Origin of the sequence: Methylobacterium sp. WL103 (genome assembly GCF_008039885.1) — a bacterium.
GTDB classification, from domain to species: domain Bacteria; phylum Pseudomonadota; class Alphaproteobacteria; order Rhizobiales; family Beijerinckiaceae; genus Methylobacterium; species Methylobacterium cerastii.
This window is the reverse complement of record NZ_VRUX01000022.1, coordinates 1-22,055: the sequence shown is the minus strand read 5'-3', so window position 1 is coordinate 22,055 and position 22,055 is coordinate 1. Positions and strand designations below refer to the sequence as shown.

The 22,055-nt window shown below is 69.8% G+C and carries 17 protein-coding genes and 2 pseudogenes; 11 read left to right on the top strand and 8 right to left on the bottom strand.

The features are described from left to right. Window positions 1–124, top strand: a pseudogene (locus FV222_RS30925) (sugar transporter); the annotation flags it as partial. Between the two features lie 205 nt (window positions 125–329). Continuing rightward, on the top strand, window positions 330–1,391 hold the full coding sequence (locus FV222_RS03215; protein ID WP_246685300.1) for a branched-chain amino acid ABC transporter substrate-binding protein: 1,062 nt from the start codon (window positions 330–332) through the stop codon (window positions 1,389–1,391). Window positions 1,392–1,400: 9 nt separating this feature from the next. Here FV222_RS03215 and FV222_RS03210 read toward each other — a convergent pair whose 3' ends face one another. After that, on the bottom strand, window positions 1,401–1,976 hold the full coding sequence (locus FV222_RS03210) for a protein-tyrosine-phosphatase (protein WP_187277196.1): 576 nt from the start codon (window positions 1,974–1,976) through the stop codon (window positions 1,401–1,403). A gap of 94 nt (window positions 1,977–2,070) precedes the next feature. Here FV222_RS03210 and FV222_RS03205 point away from each other — a divergent pair, with 94 nt between their 5' ends. The 4 genes from FV222_RS03205 (at window position 2,071) to FV222_RS03190 (ending at window position 8,101) form a co-directional block, all read left to right on the top strand. Beyond that, window positions 2,071–3,168: an ABC transporter substrate-binding protein gene (locus FV222_RS03205; protein WP_147812971.1), complete on the top strand. Its 1,098-nt coding sequence runs from the start codon at window positions 2,071–2,073 to the stop codon at window positions 3,166–3,168. 93 nt (window positions 3,169–3,261) lie between these two features. Continuing rightward, window positions 3,262–6,447: a CheR family methyltransferase gene (locus FV222_RS03200; protein ID WP_246685298.1), complete on the top strand. Its 3,186-nt coding sequence runs from the start codon at window positions 3,262–3,264 to the stop codon at window positions 6,445–6,447. A 100-nt stretch (window positions 6,448–6,547) separates the two neighbouring features. Further along, complete coding sequence (locus FV222_RS03195; protein ID WP_147752955.1) at window positions 6,548–7,285, top strand: Crp/Fnr family transcriptional regulator; 738 nt, start codon at window positions 6,548–6,550, stop codon at window positions 7,283–7,285. Window positions 7,286–7,363: 78 nt separating this feature from the next. Next, window positions 7,364–8,101 carry a sensor histidine kinase gene (locus FV222_RS03190; protein WP_147752956.1) on the top strand — a complete coding sequence of 246 codons (738 nt, stop codon included), beginning with the start codon at window positions 7,364–7,366 and terminating at the stop codon, window positions 8,099–8,101. Window positions 8,102–8,218: 117 nt separating this feature from the next. Here FV222_RS03190 and FV222_RS03185 read toward each other — a convergent pair whose 3' ends face one another. Beyond that, complete coding sequence (locus FV222_RS03185; protein WP_147763650.1) at window positions 8,219–8,593, bottom strand: response regulator; 375 nt, start codon at window positions 8,591–8,593, stop codon at window positions 8,219–8,221. Between the two features lie 106 nt (window positions 8,594–8,699). Beyond that, a pseudogene (locus FV222_RS03180) lies at window positions 8,700–9,770 on the bottom strand (hypothetical protein). 621 nt (window positions 9,771–10,391) lie between these two features. Between FV222_RS03180 and FV222_RS03175 the strand changes: the two are divergent. From FV222_RS03175 to FV222_RS03160, 4 genes are all read left to right on the top strand, one after another. Further along, window positions 10,392–11,780 carry a deoxyribodipyrimidine photo-lyase gene (locus tag FV222_RS03175; protein WP_147812970.1) on the top strand — a complete coding sequence of 463 codons (1,389 nt, stop codon included), beginning with the start codon at window positions 10,392–10,394 and terminating at the stop codon, window positions 11,778–11,780. Between the two features lie 118 nt (window positions 11,781–11,898). Continuing rightward, the gene (locus tag FV222_RS03170) at window positions 11,899–13,263 is read left to right on the top strand and encodes a chloride channel protein (protein ID WP_147812969.1); all 1,365 of its coding nucleotides are present in this window, start codon (window positions 11,899–11,901) and stop codon (window positions 13,261–13,263) included. A gap of 67 nt (window positions 13,264–13,330) precedes the next feature. Continuing rightward, the gene (locus FV222_RS03165) at window positions 13,331–13,510 is read left to right on the top strand and encodes a DUF1328 family protein (RefSeq protein ID WP_147752961.1); all 180 of its coding nucleotides are present in this window, start codon (window positions 13,331–13,333) and stop codon (window positions 13,508–13,510) included. 10 nt (window positions 13,511–13,520) lie between these two features. Next, window positions 13,521–14,408, top strand: a complete 888-nt coding sequence (locus FV222_RS03160; protein ID WP_246685297.1) for an SDR family oxidoreductase — start codon at window positions 13,521–13,523, stop codon at window positions 14,406–14,408. A 348-nt stretch (window positions 14,409–14,756) separates the two neighbouring features. Here FV222_RS03160 and FV222_RS03155 read toward each other — a convergent pair whose 3' ends face one another. Together FV222_RS03155 and FV222_RS03150 are read right to left on the bottom strand one after the other, a co-directional pair. Then, a complete protein-coding gene (locus tag FV222_RS03155) occupies window positions 14,757–16,727 on the bottom strand; it encodes a PAS domain-containing sensor histidine kinase (protein WP_147812968.1) in 1,971 nt (656 codons plus the stop codon). 506 nt (window positions 16,728–17,233) lie between these two features. Continuing rightward, window positions 17,234–18,217, bottom strand: a complete 984-nt coding sequence (locus FV222_RS03150) for a cation diffusion facilitator family transporter (RefSeq protein WP_147812967.1) — start codon at window positions 18,215–18,217, stop codon at window positions 17,234–17,236. 150 nt (window positions 18,218–18,367) lie between these two features. Between FV222_RS03150 and FV222_RS03145 the strand changes: the two genes are divergently transcribed. After that, window positions 18,368–18,799, top strand: a complete 432-nt coding sequence (locus tag FV222_RS03145) for an HIT family protein (protein WP_147763644.1) — start codon at window positions 18,368–18,370, stop codon at window positions 18,797–18,799. A 4-nt stretch (window positions 18,800–18,803) separates the two neighbouring features. On the opposite strand, the gene FV222_RS03140 is transcribed toward FV222_RS03145, so the two are convergent. The 3 genes from FV222_RS03140 to FV222_RS03130 form a co-directional block, all read right to left on the bottom strand. Further along, complete coding sequence (locus tag FV222_RS03140; RefSeq protein WP_147752965.1) at window positions 18,804–19,226, bottom strand: PilZ domain-containing protein; 423 nt, start codon at window positions 19,224–19,226, stop codon at window positions 18,804–18,806. Between the two features lie 93 nt (window positions 19,227–19,319). After that, window positions 19,320–19,547, bottom strand: coding sequence for a hypothetical protein (locus FV222_RS03135; protein ID WP_147812966.1), 228 nt, complete (start codon window positions 19,545–19,547; stop codon window positions 19,320–19,322). A 103-nt stretch (window positions 19,548–19,650) separates the two neighbouring features. Further along, window positions 19,651–21,735, bottom strand: coding sequence for an NAD(+) synthase (locus FV222_RS03130; protein ID WP_246685299.1), 2,085 nt, complete (start codon window positions 21,733–21,735; stop codon window positions 19,651–19,653). Between the last annotated feature and the right edge of the window lie 320 nt (window positions 21,736–22,055).

Here is a 22,055-nt window from a genome sequence, read left to right as displayed (position 1 = left end):
CAACCGCGACCTCGTCTACGTCTCCAACGCCCCCTTCACCGAAGTCTCCAAGGTCGTCAGCGTCTTCTCCACCGTCGCAGGACCCGTCGCCTCCGCCGCATCCGTCTACGCCTACGCACGGTAGACGACACCGCGGCTTGCCGGATCGACGGTTTTCCCGGAAACAGGCGGCCGTCCGGGGCGCGGCGCAGCGTTTCGTGCGCCGCCTGCCGGGAGGGGCGTTGATGCCGAGAAGGGGCCTGATGACGATCGGACGCGCTTTCCGGTTCGGCCCGAACCTGCCCGGCCCCTGCTTCCGCGGTGTCAGCGCCGCCGCACTTCTGTTCGCGATGTTGGCGGCGGGACCGGCCGCGGCCGACGTCGTGGTCGGCGTGGCGGTGCCGCGTTCGGGGGCCTACGTCTCCGTCGGCGAGCAGGTGCTGCGCGGGGTCGAGGCTGCGGCCCGCGACGCCAACGCCAAGGGCGGCCTCGACGGTCAGACCATTCGCCTCGACGTCCAGGACGACGCCTGCGACTCGAACACCGCGACCGCCGTCGCCAACCATTTCGTGCGCTCGGACGTCGGCCTCGTGGTCGGCCACGTCTGCTCGAACGCGTCGCTCGCGGCGTCCGAGGTCTACAGCCAGAACGGCGTCACGATGATCACCGCGGCCTCGGTCTCGGCCAAGCTGACCGATCGCGGCCTGCCGACGATCTTCCGCGTCTGTGGGCGCGACGACGACCAGGCGCGCCTCTCGGCGATCGTGCTGGCCGAGCGGTTCCGCGACCGCAAGATCGCCCTCCTCCAGGACTTGACGCCTGCGGCGCGCGCGCTCGCCAACGCGACCAAGGACAACCTCAACCGGATCGGGATCAACGAGACGCTGCTGTCCGCCTTCTCACCGAGCGACGCCGACGACGCGGCTCTCGCCGACCGGCTGAAGGCCGCCGGCATCGAGGTCGCCTATTACGGCGGCGACGCCGTCGAGATGGGCCGTCTGGTTCGGATCTCGGCCGAGCGCGGCTTCCGGCCGCAATGGTTCGGCACCTCCGCCATCGCCACGCCGGACTTCGCCAAGATCGCCGGCGGGTCCAGCAACGGCGTGCTGATGACCTTCTACCTCGATCCGAGCCGCCAGCCGGCGGCGGCCGAGGTGGTCAAGGCGTTCAAGGCGGAGGGCGGCGAGCCGACGGGCTCGACGATCTACGGCTACGCCGCGCTCCAGGCCCTGGTGGCCGCCGGCAACTTTGCCCGGACGCAGGACCCGAGGCGCATCGCTGCGACGCTGCATGCCGAGCGCTTCGACCTCGTGCTCGGCACCGTCGGCTTCGACGGCAAGGGCGACGTCACCGCCCAGGGCTACGTGCTCTACGTCTGGAAGGACGGCGTCTTCACCCCGGCGCCGAAGTAGCCGATCGGCTCAGGCGGCCTCGGCCGCGTCGACCTCGGCTCCACGGCCGAGGCCGCGGAGCAGGTCGGCGAGGTGCGGGCGCACACCGAGCTGGAGCTTGTGCAGGCGCCGCACCGCCTCGTTCAGCGTTCCCTGGCGGTCGAGCATCCGGTCGGCGAAGCCGATCATCCGCGCGTTCGGCCAGGCCGGCTCGCGGATCGCGTGCAGGCGCCGCACGAGGGTTTCCGCCTCAACGGTCGGCTCCGCGTCGCTCATCAGGATCAGCAGCGCCGCGGTCGAGCGCGACAGGCCGTAATGGCAGTGGACGAGGAGATGCGCGGCGGGTCCCGCCTCGCGGTCGCGCCCGAAGGCCAGGATCTCGGCCACGTGACCGGGCTCCGGCGGGACGAGGCCGTCGCCCGGGCCGAGGCAATCGTGGAAGTAGAGGGTCGTGCGCCGGTGCGCCCCGTAGGCGGCGAAGCCCGCCGGCTCCGGCGTGCCCGGATCGAGCAGCGACAGCACGCGGTCGACGCCGCTCGCGCCGTGGCGGGCGAGCTCTTCGAGGCCGCAGACCGTGTGGAGGGTGATGGAAGCCGGTGTCACGATGGCAACGCCCTACCACGCGCCGCCCGCGGTTTCGAGACCCGCGCCGGACGTGTTAGGGGCCGCGGGACCGCGACCGATGCGTGAGGGAGGTGCCATGACGACCGTGAAGCGACGTGCGCTCCTCACCGCGGGGCTCGGTGCCGCGCTGTCGGCGCCTGCGCTCGCCGCCGCGCCGGCGCAGAGCGGGTCGGAGGTCCGGTGGCGGTTGGCCTCCGCCTTCCCGAAGAACCTCGACATCCTGTTCGGTGCGTCCGAGGCCCTCGCCCGCATCGTCGGCGAGGCGACAGACGGGCGCTTCGCGATCCAGGTCACGGGCCCGGGCGAGCCGGTGACGGCCGACGGGCTGCTCGACGCCGTGGCGGCCGGGACGGTCGAGATGGGCCACGGGCCGGCGACCGTCGCGCCCGGCAAGGACCCGACCCTCGCGCTCGCGACTACCCTCCCTTTCGGTCTGAACGCCCGTGGCCAGAACGCGTGGTGGCTCGCCGGCGGCGCCAACGACCTGTTCGCGGAGCTGTTCGCCAAGAACGGGCTCGCCAGCCTGCCCGGCGGCAACACCGGCGCCCAGATGGGCGGCTGGTTCCGGCGCGAGATCAAGACGGTGGCCGACCTCCAGGGGCTGAAGGTCCGCATCGGCGGCCTCGGCGCGCAGGTGCTGGCCAAGCTCGGCGCGGTGCCGCAGGCGGTCTCCGGCTCTGAGATCGCCGCCGCGCTCGAGTCCAAGCGCCTCGACGCCGCCGAGTGGATCGGCCCCTACGACGACGAGCGCCTCGGCCTTCAGAAGGCGGCGCCGATCTACCATTATCCCGGCTTCTGGGAGGGCGGCGCGATGCTGCACTTCTGGCTCAACGCCGAGACGTGGAAGGCCCTGCCCAAGCCCTATCGCGCGATCCTGCAGGCGGCGGCGGCCGAGGTCGCCGCCGACGTCCAGGCGAAGTACGACGCCCGCAACCCCGGCGCCCTCCGCCGGCTGGTGGCGACGGGCGCGCAGCTGCGCCCGTTCCCACAGGATGTGATGGAGGCGGCGCTGAAGGCGGCCAACGACGTCTACGCCGAGATCGCCGCCAAGAACCCCGATTTCCGCCGGATCTACGAGGCGATGAAGACTTTCCGCAACGAGGAATACCTCTGGTTCCAGGTGGCGGAGTACACCTACGACAATTTCATGATCCGGGCGCGTGCGCGCGGATAAGGCCGGTGCCGCCGTCCCTGGTTTCGTGGCAGGGTCGCGGTTCTCCGATGCCCGTTCGCGACAGGGCCGAAGTGGTCGCGGGAACAGCACGCGATGATGCCCGATGACGATGCGGTCCAAAGCTCCGGTCAGCGCTCGGGCCAAGGCTCCGGGGACGAGGCCGTCGACGACGCGCAGGAGCGGCCCGAACGCTTCCTGATCGTCGGCGTCGGCGCGTCGGCCGGCGGGATCGAGGCGCTGGAAGGCTTCTTCCGCGGCATGCCGTCGATGCCGGGTCTCGGGATCGTCATCGTCACGCATCTCAGCCCCTGGCGCGAGAGCGTGCTGCACGAGATCGTCTCGCGCTTCACCGACATGCCGGTTGAGGTCGCGAGCGACGGCGTCGCGGTCGCGGAGAACCACGTCTACGTCCTGCCGGCCGACGCCGTCGTCGGCATCCGTGACGGGCTCCTCGTCCTGCGCCACCAGAGCGCCGAGCACCGCGAGCGTCACCCGGTCGACATCTTCCTCAGCGCGCTCGCCGCCGACCAGGGCGAGTATGCCGGCGGCGCCATCCTGTCGGGGGGCGACTCCGACGGCACGCTCGGCATCAAGGCGATCAAGGAGCACGGCGGCGTCACGCTGGCCCAGATTGCCAATGGCGACGGGCCGCAGCACCCGAGCATGCCCTCCAGTGCGATCGCGACCGGGTACGTCGATTTCGGCGTGCCCTCGCACGAGATGGGCGCGAAGCTCGTCGCCTACCGGGCGAGCCTGTCGATGACCGACACGATCCTGGCCGGCAACGAGGCCGGCCCGTCGCCCGACGAGCTGCGCGGGGAGATCTACGCGATCCTGCGCGCCCAGGTCGGGCACGACTTCGGCGGCTACAAGACCAAGACCTTCCTGCGCCGCGTCCAGCGCCGGATGCAGATCCTGCAGGTCGAGGTCGTCGCCACCTATGTCGAGCGGCTGCGGCGCGACCCGGTCGAGGTCTCGGCCCTGTTCCGCGACCTCCTGATCAACGTGACCACGTTCTTCCGCGACGCCGAGGCGTTCGCCATGCTCAGCGAACGCGTCATCCCGAAACTCTTCGAGGGGCGCGGCGCCGACCAGACCGTCCGGGTCTGGGTGCCGGGCTGCGCCACCGGCGAAGAGGTGTTCTCGCTGGCGATCCTGATGATCGAGCACATGGAGACGCTGACCGCGGCCTGCCGGGTGCAGATCTTCGCCACCGACATCGACGAGCACGCCCTCGGCGTCGCGCGCGCCGGCCGCTATCCGGAGCAGCTGCTCGACGGCGTCTCGCCCGAGCGCCGGCGCCGCTTTTTCCTGCAGGACGGGGCGAGCTTCGTGCTGGCCAAGACCGTGCGCGACCTGTGCATCTTCTCGCCCCACAGCGTCATCCGCGATCCGCCCTTCTCGCGGCTCGACATGGTCTCGTGCCGGAACCTGCTGATCTATTTCGGGCTCAGCATCCAGAACCAGGTGCTGCCGACCTTCCACTACGCGCTGAGGCCCGGCGGCTTCCTGTTCCTCGGCATGTCGGAGAACCTGAGCCAGTTCGCCGACCTGTTTGCGCCGATCGACAAGAAGCACCGCATCTTCCGCAGCCGCGCCGACAACGCGACCGAGCCCCGCGTCCCCCTCGCTCTCAGCGGATTGCGCGCGATGTCCCATGGCAGAGACCTGAGACCGCGCCAGGGCGGCAACAGCTCCCTGGCCCTTCGCCATTCGGTCGAGATGCAGGTCCTGGAGCGGTTCACGCCGCCGCACGTCGCGGTGAACCGCCAGGGCGACGTGGTCTACTACTCGAACCGCACCGGCAAATATCTCGAGGCGGCGGCGGGACTTCCCACCCGTCAACTGCTGACGATGGCGCGCAAGGGGTTGAGGCTCGAGCTCCGGGCCGCCTTCCGCGAGTCTGTCGACACCAACGCCCAGGTGGTGCGCGAGGGGCTCGTCGTCGAAGGCGACGACGGCCGCGTGCAGATCGTCACCGTGACCATCGAACCCCTCGTCGCCCAGCGATCCGAGGAGCCGCTGTTCCTCGTGCTGTTCAGCGACGAAGGGCCCTCGATCAGCCGCGAGGCGGCGCAAAAGCGCTCGGTCTCCGCCCACGACGAGGTCGCGCTCCAGCTCGAGCGGGAGCTGCGCGAGACCCGCGAGCGGCTGCAATCGCTGATCGAGGAGTACGAGACCGCGTTGGAGGAGCTGAAATCGTCCAACGAGGAACTCGTGTCGGTCAACGAGGAGCTGCAATCCACTAACGAGGAGCTGGAGGCCTCGAAGGAGGAGCTGCAATCGGTCAACGAGGAACTCTACACCGTCAACGCCGAGCTGAACGGCAAGGTCGAGGCGCTGGATCGCGCCAACACCGACCTGCACAACCTCTTCGCCAGCACCGACATCGCGACGGTGTTCCTCGACGCCAAGCTCGTGATCCGCAGCTACACTCCCGCGGTCACCGAGATCTTCAACATCCTGCCGAGCGACCGCGGACGCCCGATCACCGACTTCGCCGGGCGGCTGACCCTGCCGAACCTGGCCGAGGACGTCGCCGCGATCATGCAGGGCAGCGACACGATCGAGCGGCAGATCGACCGGACGAAGGATTCCGCGCGCTTCCTCGTGCGGCTCGCGCCCTACCGAAACGGCGAGAACCGGATCGAGGGCGTCGTCGTCAGCTTCATGGACGTCACCGTGCTCGCCCGCGCCGAGATGAGCCAGCGCGTGCTGGTGGCGGAGTTGCAGCACCGGACCCGCAACCTCCTGGCCGTGGTCCAGTCGATCGCCCGGCAGACCCTGGGAACGGGGTCGGCGGTCGAGGCCTACTCTGAGCGGCTGAAGGCGCTCGGCCGGGTGCAGGGCCTGTTCGGCCGCTCCGACAGCGGCGCGGTCGACCTCGCCGAGCTGGTGCGGCTCGAGCTGCGCGCCCACGGAACCGAGGAGGGCAGCCGGATCACCATCGACGGGCCGGAGGTCGCCCTCGGCTTCGAGCACGTCCAGACCTTCGCCCTCGCGCTGCACGAGCTCGCGACCAACGCGATCAAGCACGGTGCCCTCGCACAGGCCGGCGCCCGCCTCGCCATCGCCTGGTCCCTGGAGGCGAACCCGGCCAGCGGCCGGCTGCTCGTGCTCGATTGGACCGAGAGCGGGGTCGCCATGCCGCCGGAGCCCGAGCGGCGCGGCTTCGGGCGCGACCTGATCGAGAAGGCGCTGAGCTACAGCCTGCGCGCTCAGGCATGGTTCGAGCTCGGGGCCGACGGCGTCCACTGCAGGATCGAGATGCCTCTATGAGTCGTGGCCTCGGGCGGCTACACCTTCAGACGGCAATTGGCGCCGACCGCCGGGACGTCTCGGTCCTCAAGCATGGTTCGGCGCTCAGGTTCGAGACGGCATGAACAACCCCTTCATCCGGAAACTGGAGAACTTCACCCGTTTCTCCCAGGCGGAGCGCAAGGCGCTCGAGGACGCGACCGGGCAGAACGTGCGCCGCCTCGGCCCGCGCGAGGACATCGTCAACGAGGGTGACGAACCGCGCGCCGTCAATCTCGTCCTCGAAGGATGGGCCTGCCGCTACAAGCAGCTTCAGGACGGGCGCCGGCAGATCATCGCGTTCTTCCTGCCGGGCGACCTCTGCGACCCGCACATCTTCACACTGCGCCAGATGGACCACGCCGTCGCCTCGCTGACCCCGGTGACGCTGGCCCGGGTCACCCAGCCCACCATCGAGGGCCTGACGGAGAGCTCGACCCGCATCGCCGAAACGCTGTGGTGGGAGATGCTGCACAACGCGGCGGTCCAGCGCGAGTGGACGGTGAGCCTCGGCCAGCGCTCCGCCGTCGAGCGCCTCGCCCACCTGCTGTGCGAGCTGTACATGCGCCTGCGCGCGGTCGGCCTCACCGAGGGCACCGCCTACGACCTGCCGGTGACGCAGGCCGACCTCGCCGACACCCTCGGACTGTCGAGCGTCCACGTGAACCGGACCATCCAGGAGCTGCGCGGCGCGGGCCAGATCACCTGGAAGGGCAGGCGCCTGACGATCCACGACCTGCCGGCGCTGATGGCGTTGGCCCTGTTCGACCCCAACTACCTCCACCTCGATCACGAGGGTGCGCATCTCGATGCGCAGTGAGATCCGTTTCGCGCCGGCCACTTTCGCGCGCCGCGCCGCCCGGCGTGGCGGCGATCCCTCCGTAGCGACGGCCGTCCGATGAGCGACGAAGGCCGGATCGCCGCGCTCGAAGCCGAGAACGCGGCCCTGCGCCGACGCCTCGTCGCCGCCGGCCTCGACCTGGATGCGTCGGCGTCGGCGTCGCCCGAGGTGGACGCGGTGCTGCACCGGACACGCAACACCCTGGCGATGGTCCGCGCGATCATCCGCCGCTCGGCCGATGCGGATCGCAGCGCCGAGGATTGCATGATGCGCCTCGACGGCCGCCTCGGTGCGATCGCACGGGTGCAGAGCGCCGGCATCGCCGACCCGTCGGCCGGCCTCGACCTGCACTCGATCGTCGCCGATGCACTGATGGCGTTGCTGGCCCGCGAGGGCGAGCGCGTCCACATCGTCGGGCCGAAGGTGCTGCTGGCCCCGCGTGCCGCCGAGGTGTTCGCGCTGGCCGCCCACGAGCTCGCCAGCAACGCGATGGAACACGGGGCGCTGACGGTCCCCGACGGCCGCATCGCCGTCACCTGGACTCTCGACTCGTGCGGGGATGCGCCGACCCTCTCGCTCGGCTGGTCCGAGACCGGATTGCACGACTTGCCTGCCGAACCGGCGCCGCTCGGCTTCGGCACCGAGATGCTGACGCGCACCCTGCGCTACGAACTGGGCGCAGAGACCACCCTCGCCTACCGGCCGGACGGGCTGCGCTGCACGATCCGCTTCGCGCTGGCGCCGCGGCTCGGACGCGTCGTCGAGGCTCCGGCGGAGGACGGGGGCGACGCCTAGAGCATTTTCGAGCGAGGTGGATGCCGGCTCGCGTGAAGGAAATGCGACCACACCCGGCTCGAGCATCGTCCGTGATCCAGAGATCATGGACGATGCTCCAGGCGCCGCCGACGGCGTTCAGGCCCCGAACAAGACGCGGGCGATCGTCCCCGGCTCGACCGGCTTCTCGCAATGGGCGACCGCAGCGTAGCGCGGCGGCACCATCGTCCGGTCGTAGCCGGTGGCGAAGACGAAGGGGACACCCCGCGCCGTCAGCGCGTCCGCCAGCGGGAAGACCATTTCGCCCTGCAGGTTGATGTCGAGCACGGCCCCGTCGAGGTCTGGCGCCTCGGCGAGCAACGCCAGCCCGTCGGCGACGGTCGCCGCCGGCCCGACCACTTCGGCGCCCTCCGCCTCGAAGCTGCGCGCCAGATCGGACACGATGAAGTAGTCGTCCTCCACGAGCAGGACGCGGCGCTTGGCCAGCGGTGCCGTCGACGTGGCGTCGCCCATTCGGTCCATCGATCTCAAGACGTTCCACGACCGCGCCCGTCGCGACGTTCATGGCATAGAATGCCAGGGAAAGCGGCCGCGGGCGAGCGGCGTGCGCGCAAGTCGCTCAGGGCGTGCGCTTGCGTAGGACGAAGTTGCCCGAGGCGAGGAATTTCTGGGCGCGCTTGCCGGTGTCGACCTCCGTCGTGAAGACGTTTCCCTTCGAATCGACGGCGAGGTTGTGGACCCAATGGAATTGCCCGGCTCCGCGGCCGTTGCGGCCGAAGGCGCCGAGGGTCTCGCCGGTGGCGCGCGACAGGGTTCAGACCTCGTTGTTCGCCCCGTCGGCGTTGAAGAGGAAGCTCTCGTCGGCATCGGGCCACAGCGCGAGCTCCCAGACCGTGCCGTCGGCGCGGGTCTTCGTCTCGACGAACATCTCCTTCGCGCAGCTGCCGTCCTTCCGGAACACTTGGATACGGTCGTTGGTGCGGTCGCAGACGTAGACGAGCCCGTCGCGCGCGATCTTCACGCAGTGCACCGGGTCGGCGAATTGCTGCGAGGGAGCTGCGGCCGGATCGTAGGCGGGTACCTTGTCGTCGGTCGGCGGGCGGCCGTAGGCGCCCCACATCCGCTTGAACGCCCCGGTCTCGGAGCCGAACACGATGATGCGGTGATTGTAGTAGCCGTCTGCGACGTAGACTTCGTTGGCGGCGTCGAAGTCGACGTTGGCGGGCCTGCCGAGGCGGCTCGTGTCGCGGCTGTCGGTCTGCGGGCCGGACTTGCCGATCTGCATCACGAACCGCCCGTCGGCCGTGAACTTGAGCAGCTGCCCGTCGTTCGCGCCGTTGCCGGCGATCCAGACGGAGCCCTTCGGGTCGACCTGGATGCCGTGCTCGTTCTCGGGCCAGTCGTAGCCCTGCCCCGGGCCGCCCCAGGAGCGCAGCACCGTGCCGGCCTGATCGAATTCGCGCACCGGGGGCGCCGGCTTGCAGCATTTCGTCCGCGGCGGATCGAGGCTCGCCGCCTTCTCGTCGTCGGTGAGCGTCCGCGGGCGCTGGATCACCCAGACGTGGTCGTCGGCGTCCACCGCGACGCCGGATGCCTGACCCATGATCCAGTTGTTCGGGAGTGGCTTCGGCCAAGCCGGATCGACCTGGAAAGTCGGTACCTCGGCCGCTTCTCCGAGACCGACGGGGATCGCGGCCTATACGAACCCGATCGCCAGCGCTCCAGCGAGCCTGCGCAGGATGTCGTCCTCCCGGCGGCGGTTCTGCGCCTTCCAGACGATCTTAGGCTCGCCTCGATGCGCGGCCAGGGCACGGGGGCGGCAAAGCCGCGCCGACGGTGACAGATCGCGGGAAACGGTTCGAGGCGACGCGGGAAGGGGCGCACCAAGAAAAAAGGCCACTCCCGAAGGAGCGGCCCGAAGTCTAGGGAGGAAACGCCCAAGAAGGGCAGCAGGACCGCGACGCCATCGCTGTCCCGCGTTGCACAATCTGATCCTCCCTCGCCGAAATGCAAGGGGGTTCGGTCAGTGACCCTGTCGTTTCTCGGCCCGACCTGCAGCTCGGTCGAAGCATGTGTTGAAAATGTCGCAGACGGGTTCGATCAATCTTCGGCCGTCCTTGGTGTCGTCCTTGAGCGACAAATGCATGCAAATGACTGATCGAAAACAGGTTTCGTCCGCCAATGCGGCCCTGTGCTATGGCCCGGATTTCAGCCCCTCCCGCATTGGTGCGCGCGGGACGATCGCGATCTCCGCTCTAGCTGAGCCGGTACGGTTCCGGGCCGTGTACCGGGTTGGGGACGACGCGAGACGATGGCGATTCACGAAAAGCGCTTCCGGGTCCTGAACGATGTCGCACCGCGGAAGGGCGGCGCTTACGTCCTGTACCTGCTGCAGCAGGCCAACCGCGCGCATCACAACCCGGCGCTGGAATACGCGATCGAGGAAGGCAACCGCCTCGGGCTACCGGTGGTCGCCTGCTTCGGGCTGCTCGACGGCGCCAACGGGTTTCCCGAGGCCAACGCCCGGCACTACGCCTTCCTGCTCCAGGGGCTCGCCGACGCGAAGGCGGGACTGGAGAAGCGCGGCGTCGGCTTCGTCATGCGCAAGGCTTCGCCCGCCGAGATCGCGATCGACCTCGGCCGCGAGGCCGCCCTCCTCGTGCTCGATCGCGGCTACCTCGCGATCCAGAAAAGCTGGTACGGCGAGATCGCGAAGGCCGTCGAGACCCGCGTCGTGCAGGTCGAGGGCGATGTGGTGGTCCCGGTGGAGACCGCTTCCCCCAAGCACGAGTTTGCCGCGCGCACGCTGCGCCCAAAGCTGCACAAGCTGTGGGCCGATTTCGTGGAGCCGCTCGCGGCCCGCAAGGTCGAGCATAAAGCCGACGGCCTGAAGCTCCCGAGTGAGATCGATCCGTCCGACCCGATGAAGGTCCTGGCAGGGATGACCCTCGACACCGACGTCGGGCCGGTGAAGCGCTTCGTCGGGGGCGAGACGCAGGCGCGCAAGCGCCTGAAGGCGTTCCTGGAGGACGGGCTGTCCGGCTACGGCAACGGCCGCAACCGGCCGGAGGCGGCGGCAGCCTCGCACATGAGCCCCTACCTGCACTTCGGCCAGATCTCGCCTGTCGAGATCGCGCTCGCCGTGCGCGCGGCGAAGGACGGCGACGACGACGACCGCGGCGCCTACCTCGAGGAGCTGATCGTCCGGCGCGAGCTGGCCTCGAACCACGTCTTCTACACCGAAAGCTACGACAACTACGCCAAGGCGGTGCCCGACTGGGCGCAGAAGACGCTGGCCGAGCACGCGGAGGATCCGCGGCCCTACAGCTACACCGAGGCGCAGCTCGCGGCCGGCGAGACCCACGACCGTTACTGGAACACAGCGCAGGCGGAGATGCGGGTGACCGGGTACATGCACAACCAGTTGCGCATGTACTGGGGCAAGAAGATCCTCGAGTGGTCGCCGTCGCCGAAGGTCGGCTTCGAGCGGACCCTGCGGATCAACAACCGGTACTTCCTCGACGGGCGCGACGCGAACTCGTTCACCAACGTCGCCTGGGTCTACGGCCTGCACGACCGGCCGTGGGCGCGGCGCAAGGTGTTCGGCACCGTGCGCTACCAGAGCGAGAACTCGCTCAAGAAGTTCGACGCCAAATCCTACGTGAAGGCCGTCGAGACCCTGTGCGCGGCGGAGAAATAGCCGTCGCGCCCCTCGCGGCCTGGCCCGCTCCTCGCTAAGGCAGGGCGGCCGACGCAAACCTCGCCCCAGGCAGGCTTGCCGAGGCGAGCGTGTTCCGTCGGTGTCGAGTCCTCGCGCAATGCCGCCCCGTTTCCGCACCCGCGCCTCGATCGCGCGCCTGCGCCGCGCCTCCATCGGCGCCTACCCGCTCTGGCGCGGGCGGTTGCTGTTCCTGTTCGGCGGCATCTGCGTCGGCCTCGCCGCCGTCCTGATGGCGCGCTGCGCCGACGCGGCGCAGGTCGGCTTCAAGGCGCTGGTCGGCGTCTCGCCGCTGGTCGCCCTTGTGGCGACGCCCGCGGGCTTCGCGCTGGCGGCCCTGCTGGCGCGGACCGTCTTCCCGAACTCGCAAGGCTCGGGCATCCCGCAGGTGATCGCCGCGCGCCACACCCGCGATCCGGCCTTTCGCCACCGCCTGATCTCGCTGCGCGTCGCCTTCGGCAAGATCGTGGTGATGACCTTGGGCCTCGCCTGCGGCGCCTCGTCGGGCCGCGAGGGGCCGACGGTGCAGGTCGGCGCCGCGATCATGGCCGCCGTCGGCCGCCTCACCCCGGATCGGCTGCCCGGCCTGATCCTCGCTGGCGGCGCGGCCGGGGTCGCGGCCGCCTTCAACACGCCTCTGGCCGGCATCGTCTTCGGGATCGAGGAGCTCGGCCGGGCCTACGAGCCGCGCTCGTCCGGCCTGATCGTCGCCGGGATCGTCGCCGCCGGCCTCACCTCGCTCTGGCTCGTCGGCAACTACACCTATTTCGGAACCAGCGACGTGACGCTGCCGCTCGGCAAGGGCTGGCTCGTTGTGGTCGTCCTGGGCGCGGCGGGGGGCTTTGCCGGCGGCGTGTTCAGCCGTCTCGTGATCCTGTTCGCGCGCGGGCTCCCGGGCCGGGGCGGACGCTGGATCGCCCGGCATCCGATCGCCTTCGCGGGGCTGTGCGGCCTCGGCGTCGCGCTCGCGGGGCTCGCCTCGGGCGGATCGGTCTACGGCACCGGCTACGAGGAAGCGAAAGCGCTGCTGCACGGCGATTCGGCAGCCCGGCTCGACTTCGCGCCGCTGAAATTCTGCGCCACCGCGCTCTCGGCGATCAGCGGCATCCCCGGCGGTCTGTTCGCGCCCTCGCTCGCGGTGGGCGCCGGCCTCGGGGGCATGCTGCAGGACGTGTTCCCGCACGTGCCGATCGGCGCGCTGGTGCTGACCGGGATGGTCGCCTACCTCGCCGGCGTGCTGCAGGCGCCGATCACCGCCTTCGTCATCGTCACCGAGATGACCCAGGACCACGCGATGATGATCCCGCTGATGATCGCGGCGGTGCTGGCCGACGCCGCCTCGAAGACCGTCTGCCGCACCGGCCTCTACCACACGCTGGCCGAGATCATGCTCGCCCGCGCCGCGCCGGCGCAGGACGAGGCCGGAATTCCGGGCGCGTCCGCGCGGGTCGGCGGGAACGGTTGAGCTTGGGCCGCATTGATCGGACGCTTTCCACGCCGGCCGTTCGCCGGTTCGATCCGGAGTTTTCGGCATGACCCTTCTGAAATGGGCCCTCATCTGCTTCGTCGTCTCGGTCATCGCCGGCGGCCTCGGCTTCACTGGCATCGCCTCGGGCGCCGGCTCGCTCGCCCGGATCCTGTTCGGCATCTTCCTGGTGATCGCGATCGTCATCGTCGTCATCGCCTTCGCCGTCGGGCAGGCGGTGTTCTGAGGAGCGCCTCGTGGCGTCGGGCCTGAGCCGGGGCGTCCCCCCGGCGAAGCGCACGTGTCTGGTCACCGGCGCCACCTCCGGGATCGGCTACGAGACCGCCCTGGGGCTGGCCAAGGCCGGCGCCCAGGTCGGGATCGTCGGCCGTGACCCTGGCAAGGTCGCGGCGACGGCGGCCGCGCTCACCGCGGCCGTGCCGGGCGCCGCGATCGACCGCTTCGTCGCCGACCTTTCGTCGCAGGCGGAAATTAGGCATTTAGCCGGCGAAGTCCGCGCGGCCTATCCGCGCCTCGACGTGCTGGTGAACAACGCCGGGGCGATCTTCGACCGGCGCGAGACCACCGTGGATGGCTTCGAGCGGACCTGGGCCCTCGACCATCTCGGCTACGTCGTCTTCACCCTTGAGCTTCTCGACCTGCTCAAGGCCTCCGGCCGGCCGGGCGACGCCGCCCGCATCGTCAACGTGGCCTCGGCCGCGCATACCCGCGGCCGCATCGCCTTCGACGACCTCCAGGCCGAGCGGTCCTACGGCGCGATGCGCGCGTATTCGCAGGCCAAGCTCGGCAACGTGCTGTTCACCTACGCGCTCGCCCGCCGCCTCGCCGGCGCGCCCGTGACGGTGAACGCCCTGCATCCCGGCGTGATCGACACGGGCTTTGCCAAGAACACCGGCGGCGCGTTCGGCCTCGCCTGGAACCTGATCCGTCCGTTCCTCAGCACCCCTGCCGCCGGCGCGGCGACGACGCTGCACCTTGCGACCGCGACCGCGGCCGAGGGGGTGAGCGGGCGCTACTTCGCGCGTAGCCGCGAGAAGACCTCGTCGCGCTACAGCCGGGACGAGGCGGTGCAGGAGCGGACTTGGGCGATCAGCCTGGAGCAGGTCGGGCAGGCACCGATCTAGGCGTGGACATGAACGCCTGGGAACCGTGCCCGAACGTTCGAGAAGCGCGGACAGGAGCGTCCAACCGTTTGCCTTGGGGCAGGCGGTCCGCTCCCGACCGAACTCCGTTGTGGAAGCGACTCGTTAGACCAGACCTCGATGAGCCCGACTCATCGAGGTCTGGCCCCCGCGACTGCGGGGCGGCGGCAATCGGCCGGACCTCATGGGTTCCTACCCATGAGACTTGGTATTCGACCGGCCGAAAGCGGGTGTCGGTCGGCATCGCCGCGTTGGTCTGTCGCTCCGAACCGCCCGCTTCTCTGTGGAGGTCGGCTGGCCCACTCAGGCGCGGAGGGCGACAGGCCAGCCTCAGGCCAGCTTAGGGCGGAAGGGAAGAACGAGACCTTCCGGACGCAAGCTCGTCATGAGGGTCCGCGCGAGTTCCGACTGTCCGAACGGCTTGGTCAATCGCGGGACCGGAACCAGGCCGTTCTCAGGCAGCTCGGCGTAGCCGCTTGCAAGGATCGCGACCATGTCCGGATACTCGGCCCAGATCGCGTCGATCAGCTGCGTCCCGGTCATGCCGGGCATCATCTGATCCGTGATGACAAGATCGATGGTCTCCCCCGACCGACGCAGGATGCGCAGAGCCTGCTCCCCGGAGACCGCCTCGACGACCGTGTGCCCGAGATCTTCGAGCATCGCCGCCGTGTTCATCAGCACCAGAGCATCGTCGTCGACGACCAGGACCGTGACCGGGTCGAGCTTCGGAAGTTCGGGCTCGGCCTGTCGGTCGGGTTGGATCGCTTTGCTCATGTCGGCCTCGGGCAACCAGAGCTCAGCCGTCGTGCCCTGGCCCTTGACGCTCTTGAGGAGCAAACGGCCGCCCGACTGCTCGGCGAAGCCGTGGGCCATCGAGAGGCCGAGCCCGGTGCCTTTGCCGACGCCCTTGGTGGTGAAGAACGGCTCCGCCGCCTTCGCCAAAGTCTCCGCATCCATGCCTTCGCCGGTGTCGATCACGGACAGGCAAACGTAGTTGCCCGGCTTCAGGCCTTGGACGTCCTCGGCCGAAACTTTGGCCTCGCGGGCGACCAGCGTGATCGTGCCTCCGGCCGGGGTGGCGTCGCGTGCGTTCACGCAGAGGTTCAGGACGACCAGTTCGAGTTGGTTGGCGTCTGCCAGAACGTGCGGAAGCTGCAGTGGGAACTGCATGTTGACCGGGATGTTCAAGCCGATCGACCGCTGCAGCATGTCGCCCATGCCGCGGATGAGGTCCGGCACGTCGACGGGCGTCGTAGACAACTCCTGCCGCCGCGCGAACGCAAGCATGCGCTTGGTCAGGGTCGCGCCACGATGGGCGGCCTGGATCGAGTTGTCGATCAGCTGCCGGAGCTTTGGCTCGGGCGGCAGGCGCTTGCGGGCAAGCTCCAGGTTGCCGAGAACCACCGCGAGCAGGTTGTTGAAGTCGTGGGCCACCCCTCCGGTGAGCTGCCCGACCGCCTCCATCTTCTGAGATTGGATGAAGCGTGCTCGGGTCTCTTCGAGCGCCTGCTGCGCGTCGCGTCGCTCGGTGATGTCACGTGTGATCTTGGCGAAGCCGATGAGTTCGCCGTGGTCACCCCGGATGGCGTCGATCACGACGTTGGCCCAAAAGCGTGAGCCGTCCTTGCGGATGCGCCAGCCTTCGGCTTCGAACCGGCCTTCTTTCGTGGCCGTCGCCAGCGCCGTTCCCGGCAGATCGGTCGCCCGGTCCTCGTCGGTGTAGAACCGCGAGAAATGCTCGCCGATGATCTCCGCGTCGGAGTAGCCCTTGAAGCGCTGGGCGCCCTTGTTCCAGCTGGTCACCCGCCCAGTCGGATCGAGCATGTAGATGGCATAGTCGCGCACGCCTTGAACCAGCAGGCGGAAGCGCTGCTCGCTCTGTCGCAAGGCGGCCTTCGTGGCCTGCTGCTCGGTGAGATCGCGGGTCACCTTGGCGAACCCGAGCAGCGTGCCGTCCTCGGTGCGGATCGGGTCGATAAGAACGTGCGCCCACATCAGGGTGCCATCCTTTCGAACGCGCCAGCCCTCCTGCTCGAAGCGGCCTTCGGTCTTGGCGATCATCAGAGCCCGCGCTGGAAGGTCCGTCGCCCTGTCCCCGGCCGTATAGAACCGGGAAAAATGCTGTCCGACGATCTCGTGGTCGGCGTAGCCCTTGAAGCGCTGTGCGCCCTTGTTCCAGCTTGTGACCACGCCTGCCGGGTCGAGCATGTAGATCGCGTAGTCGATGATGCCCTCGACGAGGATCCGGTAGCGATCCTCGCGGGTCAGTCTCGGCGTGGCGGCCTCTTCGATGTCCATGCGGCGGTCCAGAGCTCATTTGGGCCGGGACCCGGCTTCGAGGGCCGCGTGCAGGTTGGTGGCGGAGCGGCCCTGGGCACGATGGGGTGACAGTCGCCCGAACCTAGAACGCCCGTCCCGGACGCTCGTATCCTTCGATCAGGGTGAAAAGCCCCGCGAGCCATGCGGTCACCAGACCGCCGACCTTCGTGTTGTGCCGACGTGCTCCATTCGCAGGGGGCGTTTTCCGAATGGTCGATCGACAGAAGACCATTGCAAACCGACCCATATCGGCCGCCGGTCTCTGGTTCATCAAGCGATCTGCAAGCGGACATTCCCAGGGTCCGCGATGGGTCGAACGCGGGTCCATGACCTGGGTACCACCCGTCGGGTTTCGACCACGAGAAACCTCGCGCGTCCAATGCTGGCGGTCCCTGCGGAAGGGCGGTTTCGAGTTTCGCGCCTTCGCGGCGCGGGCTCGCCTGGAACCACCTCCGCGTCGATCCAGCGGGAGGTGGTCCCGGCGCTCAGCCGCCGACGGCGGCGGCCTTCTCGCGCCCCGCGACTCGTTCGGAACTTGCGCGCGCCTGAGCCTCGATGAACACCCGCGTCACGTCCGGCACGCGTGCCTTCAGCTCGCGGTCGAGGCGCGTCGAGATCCGCTCGACCTCGCCCGCGGTGAGGTCGTCGGCCAGGTCGAGGCTCACGTTCACGAGGATGTCCGTCGGCCCGAGGTGCTGGGTCAGCACCTCGTTGACGTGGTTCACCCCGGGCTCGGCACCGACGACCTCCTGGATCGCTGTGACGACCTCCGGGTCGGCGGCCTCGCCGATCAGCAGGCCGTGGGTCTCGATCATCAGGAAGATCGCCATCCCGACGAGCACGAGCCCGATGCCGATCGAGGACCAGCCGTCGAGCGCGGGCATGTCGAGGAGGTCGGCCAGCACCACGCCGGTGAGCGCGATGACGAGGCCGATCAGCGCCGCCACGTCCTCCACGAGGATCGTGAACAGGGCCGGGTCCTTGCTGCGCCGGATCGCGCTCAAGGGCGAGCGGTCGCCCTTCTCGGCCCAGAACGCCCGCATCGCGACGAAGCAGGAATAGCCCTCGGCCGCGACGGAGAAGCCGAGGATGGCGACGTTCACCCAGAAGCCCGGCAGCGCGTAGCCGAACAGGCTCGCGTCGGCGGCGGGCTCCGGATGCCGGATCTTGTGGGCACCCTCGTAGATCGCGAAGATGCCGCCGCCGAGGAAGATCAGCAGCGCGACGATGAAGGCGTAGAAGTAGACCTCGCGGCCGTAGCCGAACGGGTGCCTTGCGTCCGCCGGCTTCTTCGCGCGCTTCAGGCCGACGAGCAGCAGGATCTGGTTGGCGGTGTCCACCACCGAGTGTGCGCCCTCGGCCAGCATCGCGGAGGAGCCGGTGACGGTGGCGCCCACGAACTTCGCCAGGGCGATGGCGAGGTTGGCGCCAGCGGCGGTGTAGATGGCGCCGGTGCTCTCATGGGCCATGCGTCGGCGTTCCTGTTCGATCTGGGGGGCGGATCGCAGCCGGGCCGCAGCGATCCGAGCCTAAGCGCCGGCGCCGCCGACGGGTTCCGCCCGCGTGGACGCGGCGGCGGCGCCGGTGCATCCTGGCGGCCGCAACCACGGGCACCCTGCATGACGGACACGGCCTACGACCCCGACAACATCTTCGCGAAGATCCTGCGCGGCGAGATCCCCGCGCACCGGGTCTACGAGGATGCCGACACCCTGGCCTTCATGGACGTGATGCCTCAGGGGCCGGGGCACACGCTGGTGATTCCGAAGGCGCCCGCGCGCGGCCTGCTCGACGCCGATCCGGCCTCGCTCGCGGCGTTGGCGGCCAGCGTGCAGCGGGTCGCGCGGGCGGTGAAGGCCGCGTTCGAAGCGGACGGGCTCACGGTGTTCCAGTTCAATGAGGCGGCCGGGGGGCAGACGGTGTTCCACCTGCACGTCCACGTCGTACCCCGGTTCGACGGGGTGCCGCTCCAGCGCCACGAGGGCGGGATGGCCGACCCGACGGTGCTCGCAGGTCACGCGGAGCGCATCCGCGCCGCCCTCGAGGTCTGACGGATCACGCGGCCGTCGCCGCGCCGGTTTGCGCCATCCCGGTCAGCAGCCGGCGCAGGGTCGCGTTCTCCGCCTCGAGTTCGGTGATCCGACGCAGCAGCACCGTGACGGAGTTGTCCTCCGCCGCCGGCTCGGCCGCCGTCGTCGGCGCCGCGACGGAAGCGGGCTTGGCCGCCTCGTCGGCGAAGGTGATCCCGACGCCGTCGGCGCGGCGCCAGCGCAGGGTCGAGCGGTAGGTCCGGTCCTTCTGGGGGATGTAGAGGTCGAACACCTCGGGCAGCGTCGAGCTTTCGCTGAGGGCCAGCCGCGCCCCCGAGGAGGAGAAGTCACGCACGAGGCAATCCATGCTCGAGGCACCGTTGTTGAACACGATGCGGCCCTTCAGGAACACCCTTTGGCGGGTCTCGTTGCGGTGTTCCGACGACATGAACAGGGCCCCAGGCTCGAAGACGATAGGCCGATCATCCCACGTCGCCCCTTAAGGAATGCTCGCCGCGACCTTCGACTTACGGCCCTAAGCCTACAAAAAGCGCCGGTCTACGGTCTGGAACAGGTAGAATCCGTTGAAGCGCACGCCGGTCTCCGCGGCCCGGCCGTCGAAGTCGAGGGGGATGTCGGACCGGTCGTCGAGCTTGCCGCCGAAGGTCCAGCGGCCGCCACCGAGGAAGCGCGGCACGCGGCTCGACTCCGGCACGGCGCAGCACAGACCCTCGACGCTCTTCAGGCGGAACAGGTTGTAGCTCTGCATGGGCGCATCCTCCCCTCGGCCGACCCCTCGAACCGGATCTGCCGTACACGGCAAATCAGCTTGACCGTGTGGATAATCACACACTCTGTCCGGTTTGTGTCGATCACGTTTCGGGGACGTTGCGCTCCAACTCGTCGAGCCAGATCCGGGCCGTCCCGTCGGAGGGCGCCCGCCAGTCGCCGCGCGGGGAGAGGGCGCCTCCGGCCGACACCTTCGGCCCGTTCGGCAACGCCGAGCGCTTGAACTGGCTGAAGCCGAAGAACCGGGTCAGGAACACCCCGAGCCAGCGCCGGATCTCCGGCAGGCCGTAGGCGAGCCGCTTGTCGGCGGGGAAGTCGGGCGGCCACGCGCCCTTCGCCGCGTCGCCCCAGGCATGGAGCGCCAGGAAGGCGATCTTCGACGGGCGGAAGCCGTGGCGCAGGGTGTAGAACAGGGTGAAGTCCTGCAGCGCGTAGGGGCCGATCACGGCCTCCGTGCTCTGCGGCGCGGCGTCCGCCCCGGCGGGCACGAGTTCGGGCGAGATCTCGGTGTCGAGCACCGCGCTCAACACGCGCCCCTCCTCCGTGCCGAACTGGCCGGAGGCGATCGACCAGCGGATCAGGTGCTGGATCAAGGTCTTGGGCACGCCGGCGTTGACGGCGTAGTGGCTCATCTGGTCGCCGACGCCGTAGGTGCACCAGCCGAGCGCCAGCTCCGACAGGTCGCCGGTGCCGACGACGATCCCGCCGGCGTGGTTGGCCAGCCGGAACAGGTAGTCGGTGCGCAAGCCCGCCTGCACGTTCTCGAAGGTGACGTCGTAGACCGCCTCCCCCGCCGCGTAGGGGTGGCCCATGTCGGCGAGCATCTGGCGGGCGGCGGGGCGGATGTCGATCTCGGCCGCGGTCGTGCCGAGCGCCCGCATCAGCGCGTGCGCGTTGCCCTTCGTCGCGTCCGAGGTGGCGAAGCCCGGCAGGGTGTAGGCCAGGATGTCCGAGCGCGGAAAGCCGAGCCGGTCGAAGGCCTTGGCGATCACGATGAGGGCATGGGTGGAGTCGAGCCCGCCCGAGACGCCGATCACGGCCTTGCGCGTGCCGGTGGCTTCCAGGCGCTTGGCGAGGCCCGCGACCTGGATGTTGTAGGCCTCGTAGCAATCCTGGGCGAGGCGGGCCGGGTCGGCCGGCACGAACGGAAACCGCTCGATCCGCCGCATCAGCCCGAGGTCGCCGGCCGGCGGATCGAGGCGGAACGGCACGCGGCGGTAGGCCCGGCGGGGGCCGCCGCGAGCGTTGTCGTCGAAGCTGCCGGCCTGCAGCCGCTCCTGGGCGAGGAGATCGAGGTCGACGTCGGCCAGCGTCGCGACCGGCGAGGCCGAGAAGCGCTCGCCTTCCGCCAGCCGCACGCCGTTCTCGTCGACGCTGGTCTGCCCGTCCCAGGACAGGTCGGTGGTGGATTCGCCCAAGCCCGCCGCCGCGTAGACGTAGGCGCACAGGCCGCGCATCGAGGCCGCGCGCGAGAGCAGGGCGCGCGACTCCGCCCGGCCGACCGTGATCGGGCTGCCCGAGAGGTTGGCGAGCACCGTGGCGCCGGCAAGCGCCGCGTGCATGCCCGGGGCGTCGGGCACCCACAAATCCTCGCAGATCTCCACGCCGACGGTCAGGCCCGGCACGTCTTCGGCGACGAACAGCTGGTCGGCGCCGAAGGGGGCCTCGTGGCCGGCGAAGCGCACGGTCTCGCCCGCGGTGCCGGCGCCGGAGGCGAAGTGCCGCTTCTCGTAGAACTCGCGGTAGTTCGGCAGGTGGAGCTTCGGCACGACGCCCAGCAGCCGGCCGCCCTGGATCGCGAGCGCCGCGTTGTAGATCCGGTTCTGCCAGCGCACCGGCGCGCCGACGAGGAGGAGGGGGCGGAGATCGCTCGAGGCCGCGACCACCCGCCCCGCCGCCGCCTCGACCGCATCGAGCAGCGTCGCCTGCAGCAGCAGGTCCTCGATGGCGTAGGCCGACAGCGCCAGTTCCGGGAACACGGCCACCGCGACGCCCTGCCCGTGGCACCGCTCGGCGAGCGCCAGGATCGCGTCGGCGTTGCGCTCGGGGTCGCCCGGGTGGCTCCGCCCGGTGCAGGCGGCCACGCGGGCGAACCCGTGCGCGAAGAGGGATTGGAAGTCCTTCCGGGGAAGGGCTTGCGGGAGAGGGGCTTGTGCCAAGGGCGTCACGACCCGCGCGAGGTGGAATGTCCCCACCACCTTACCGCTTGCCGGCCCGCCCCTCCAGCACTCGGCGGCGGGCGGTTTTCAAGGCTCTGTTAACGACGTTCGGCCTAACTCGGATCGACCGTTCCGGGCGGGACGGCCTTTCCGTGTTTCGAGTTTTTGAGAACCCATGCGCGCATCGGGACGGCCTCCCTATTCTCATCGCGACCCCTCTCGCCCCAGCCGCGGCGGCGACCGCCCGAGCCTCACGCTCGGCGCGCTGGCGCATCGGTTGATGTCCCTGCGGGCGAGCCTGACGCGGCGCCTCGTCGGCGGCCCGCAGC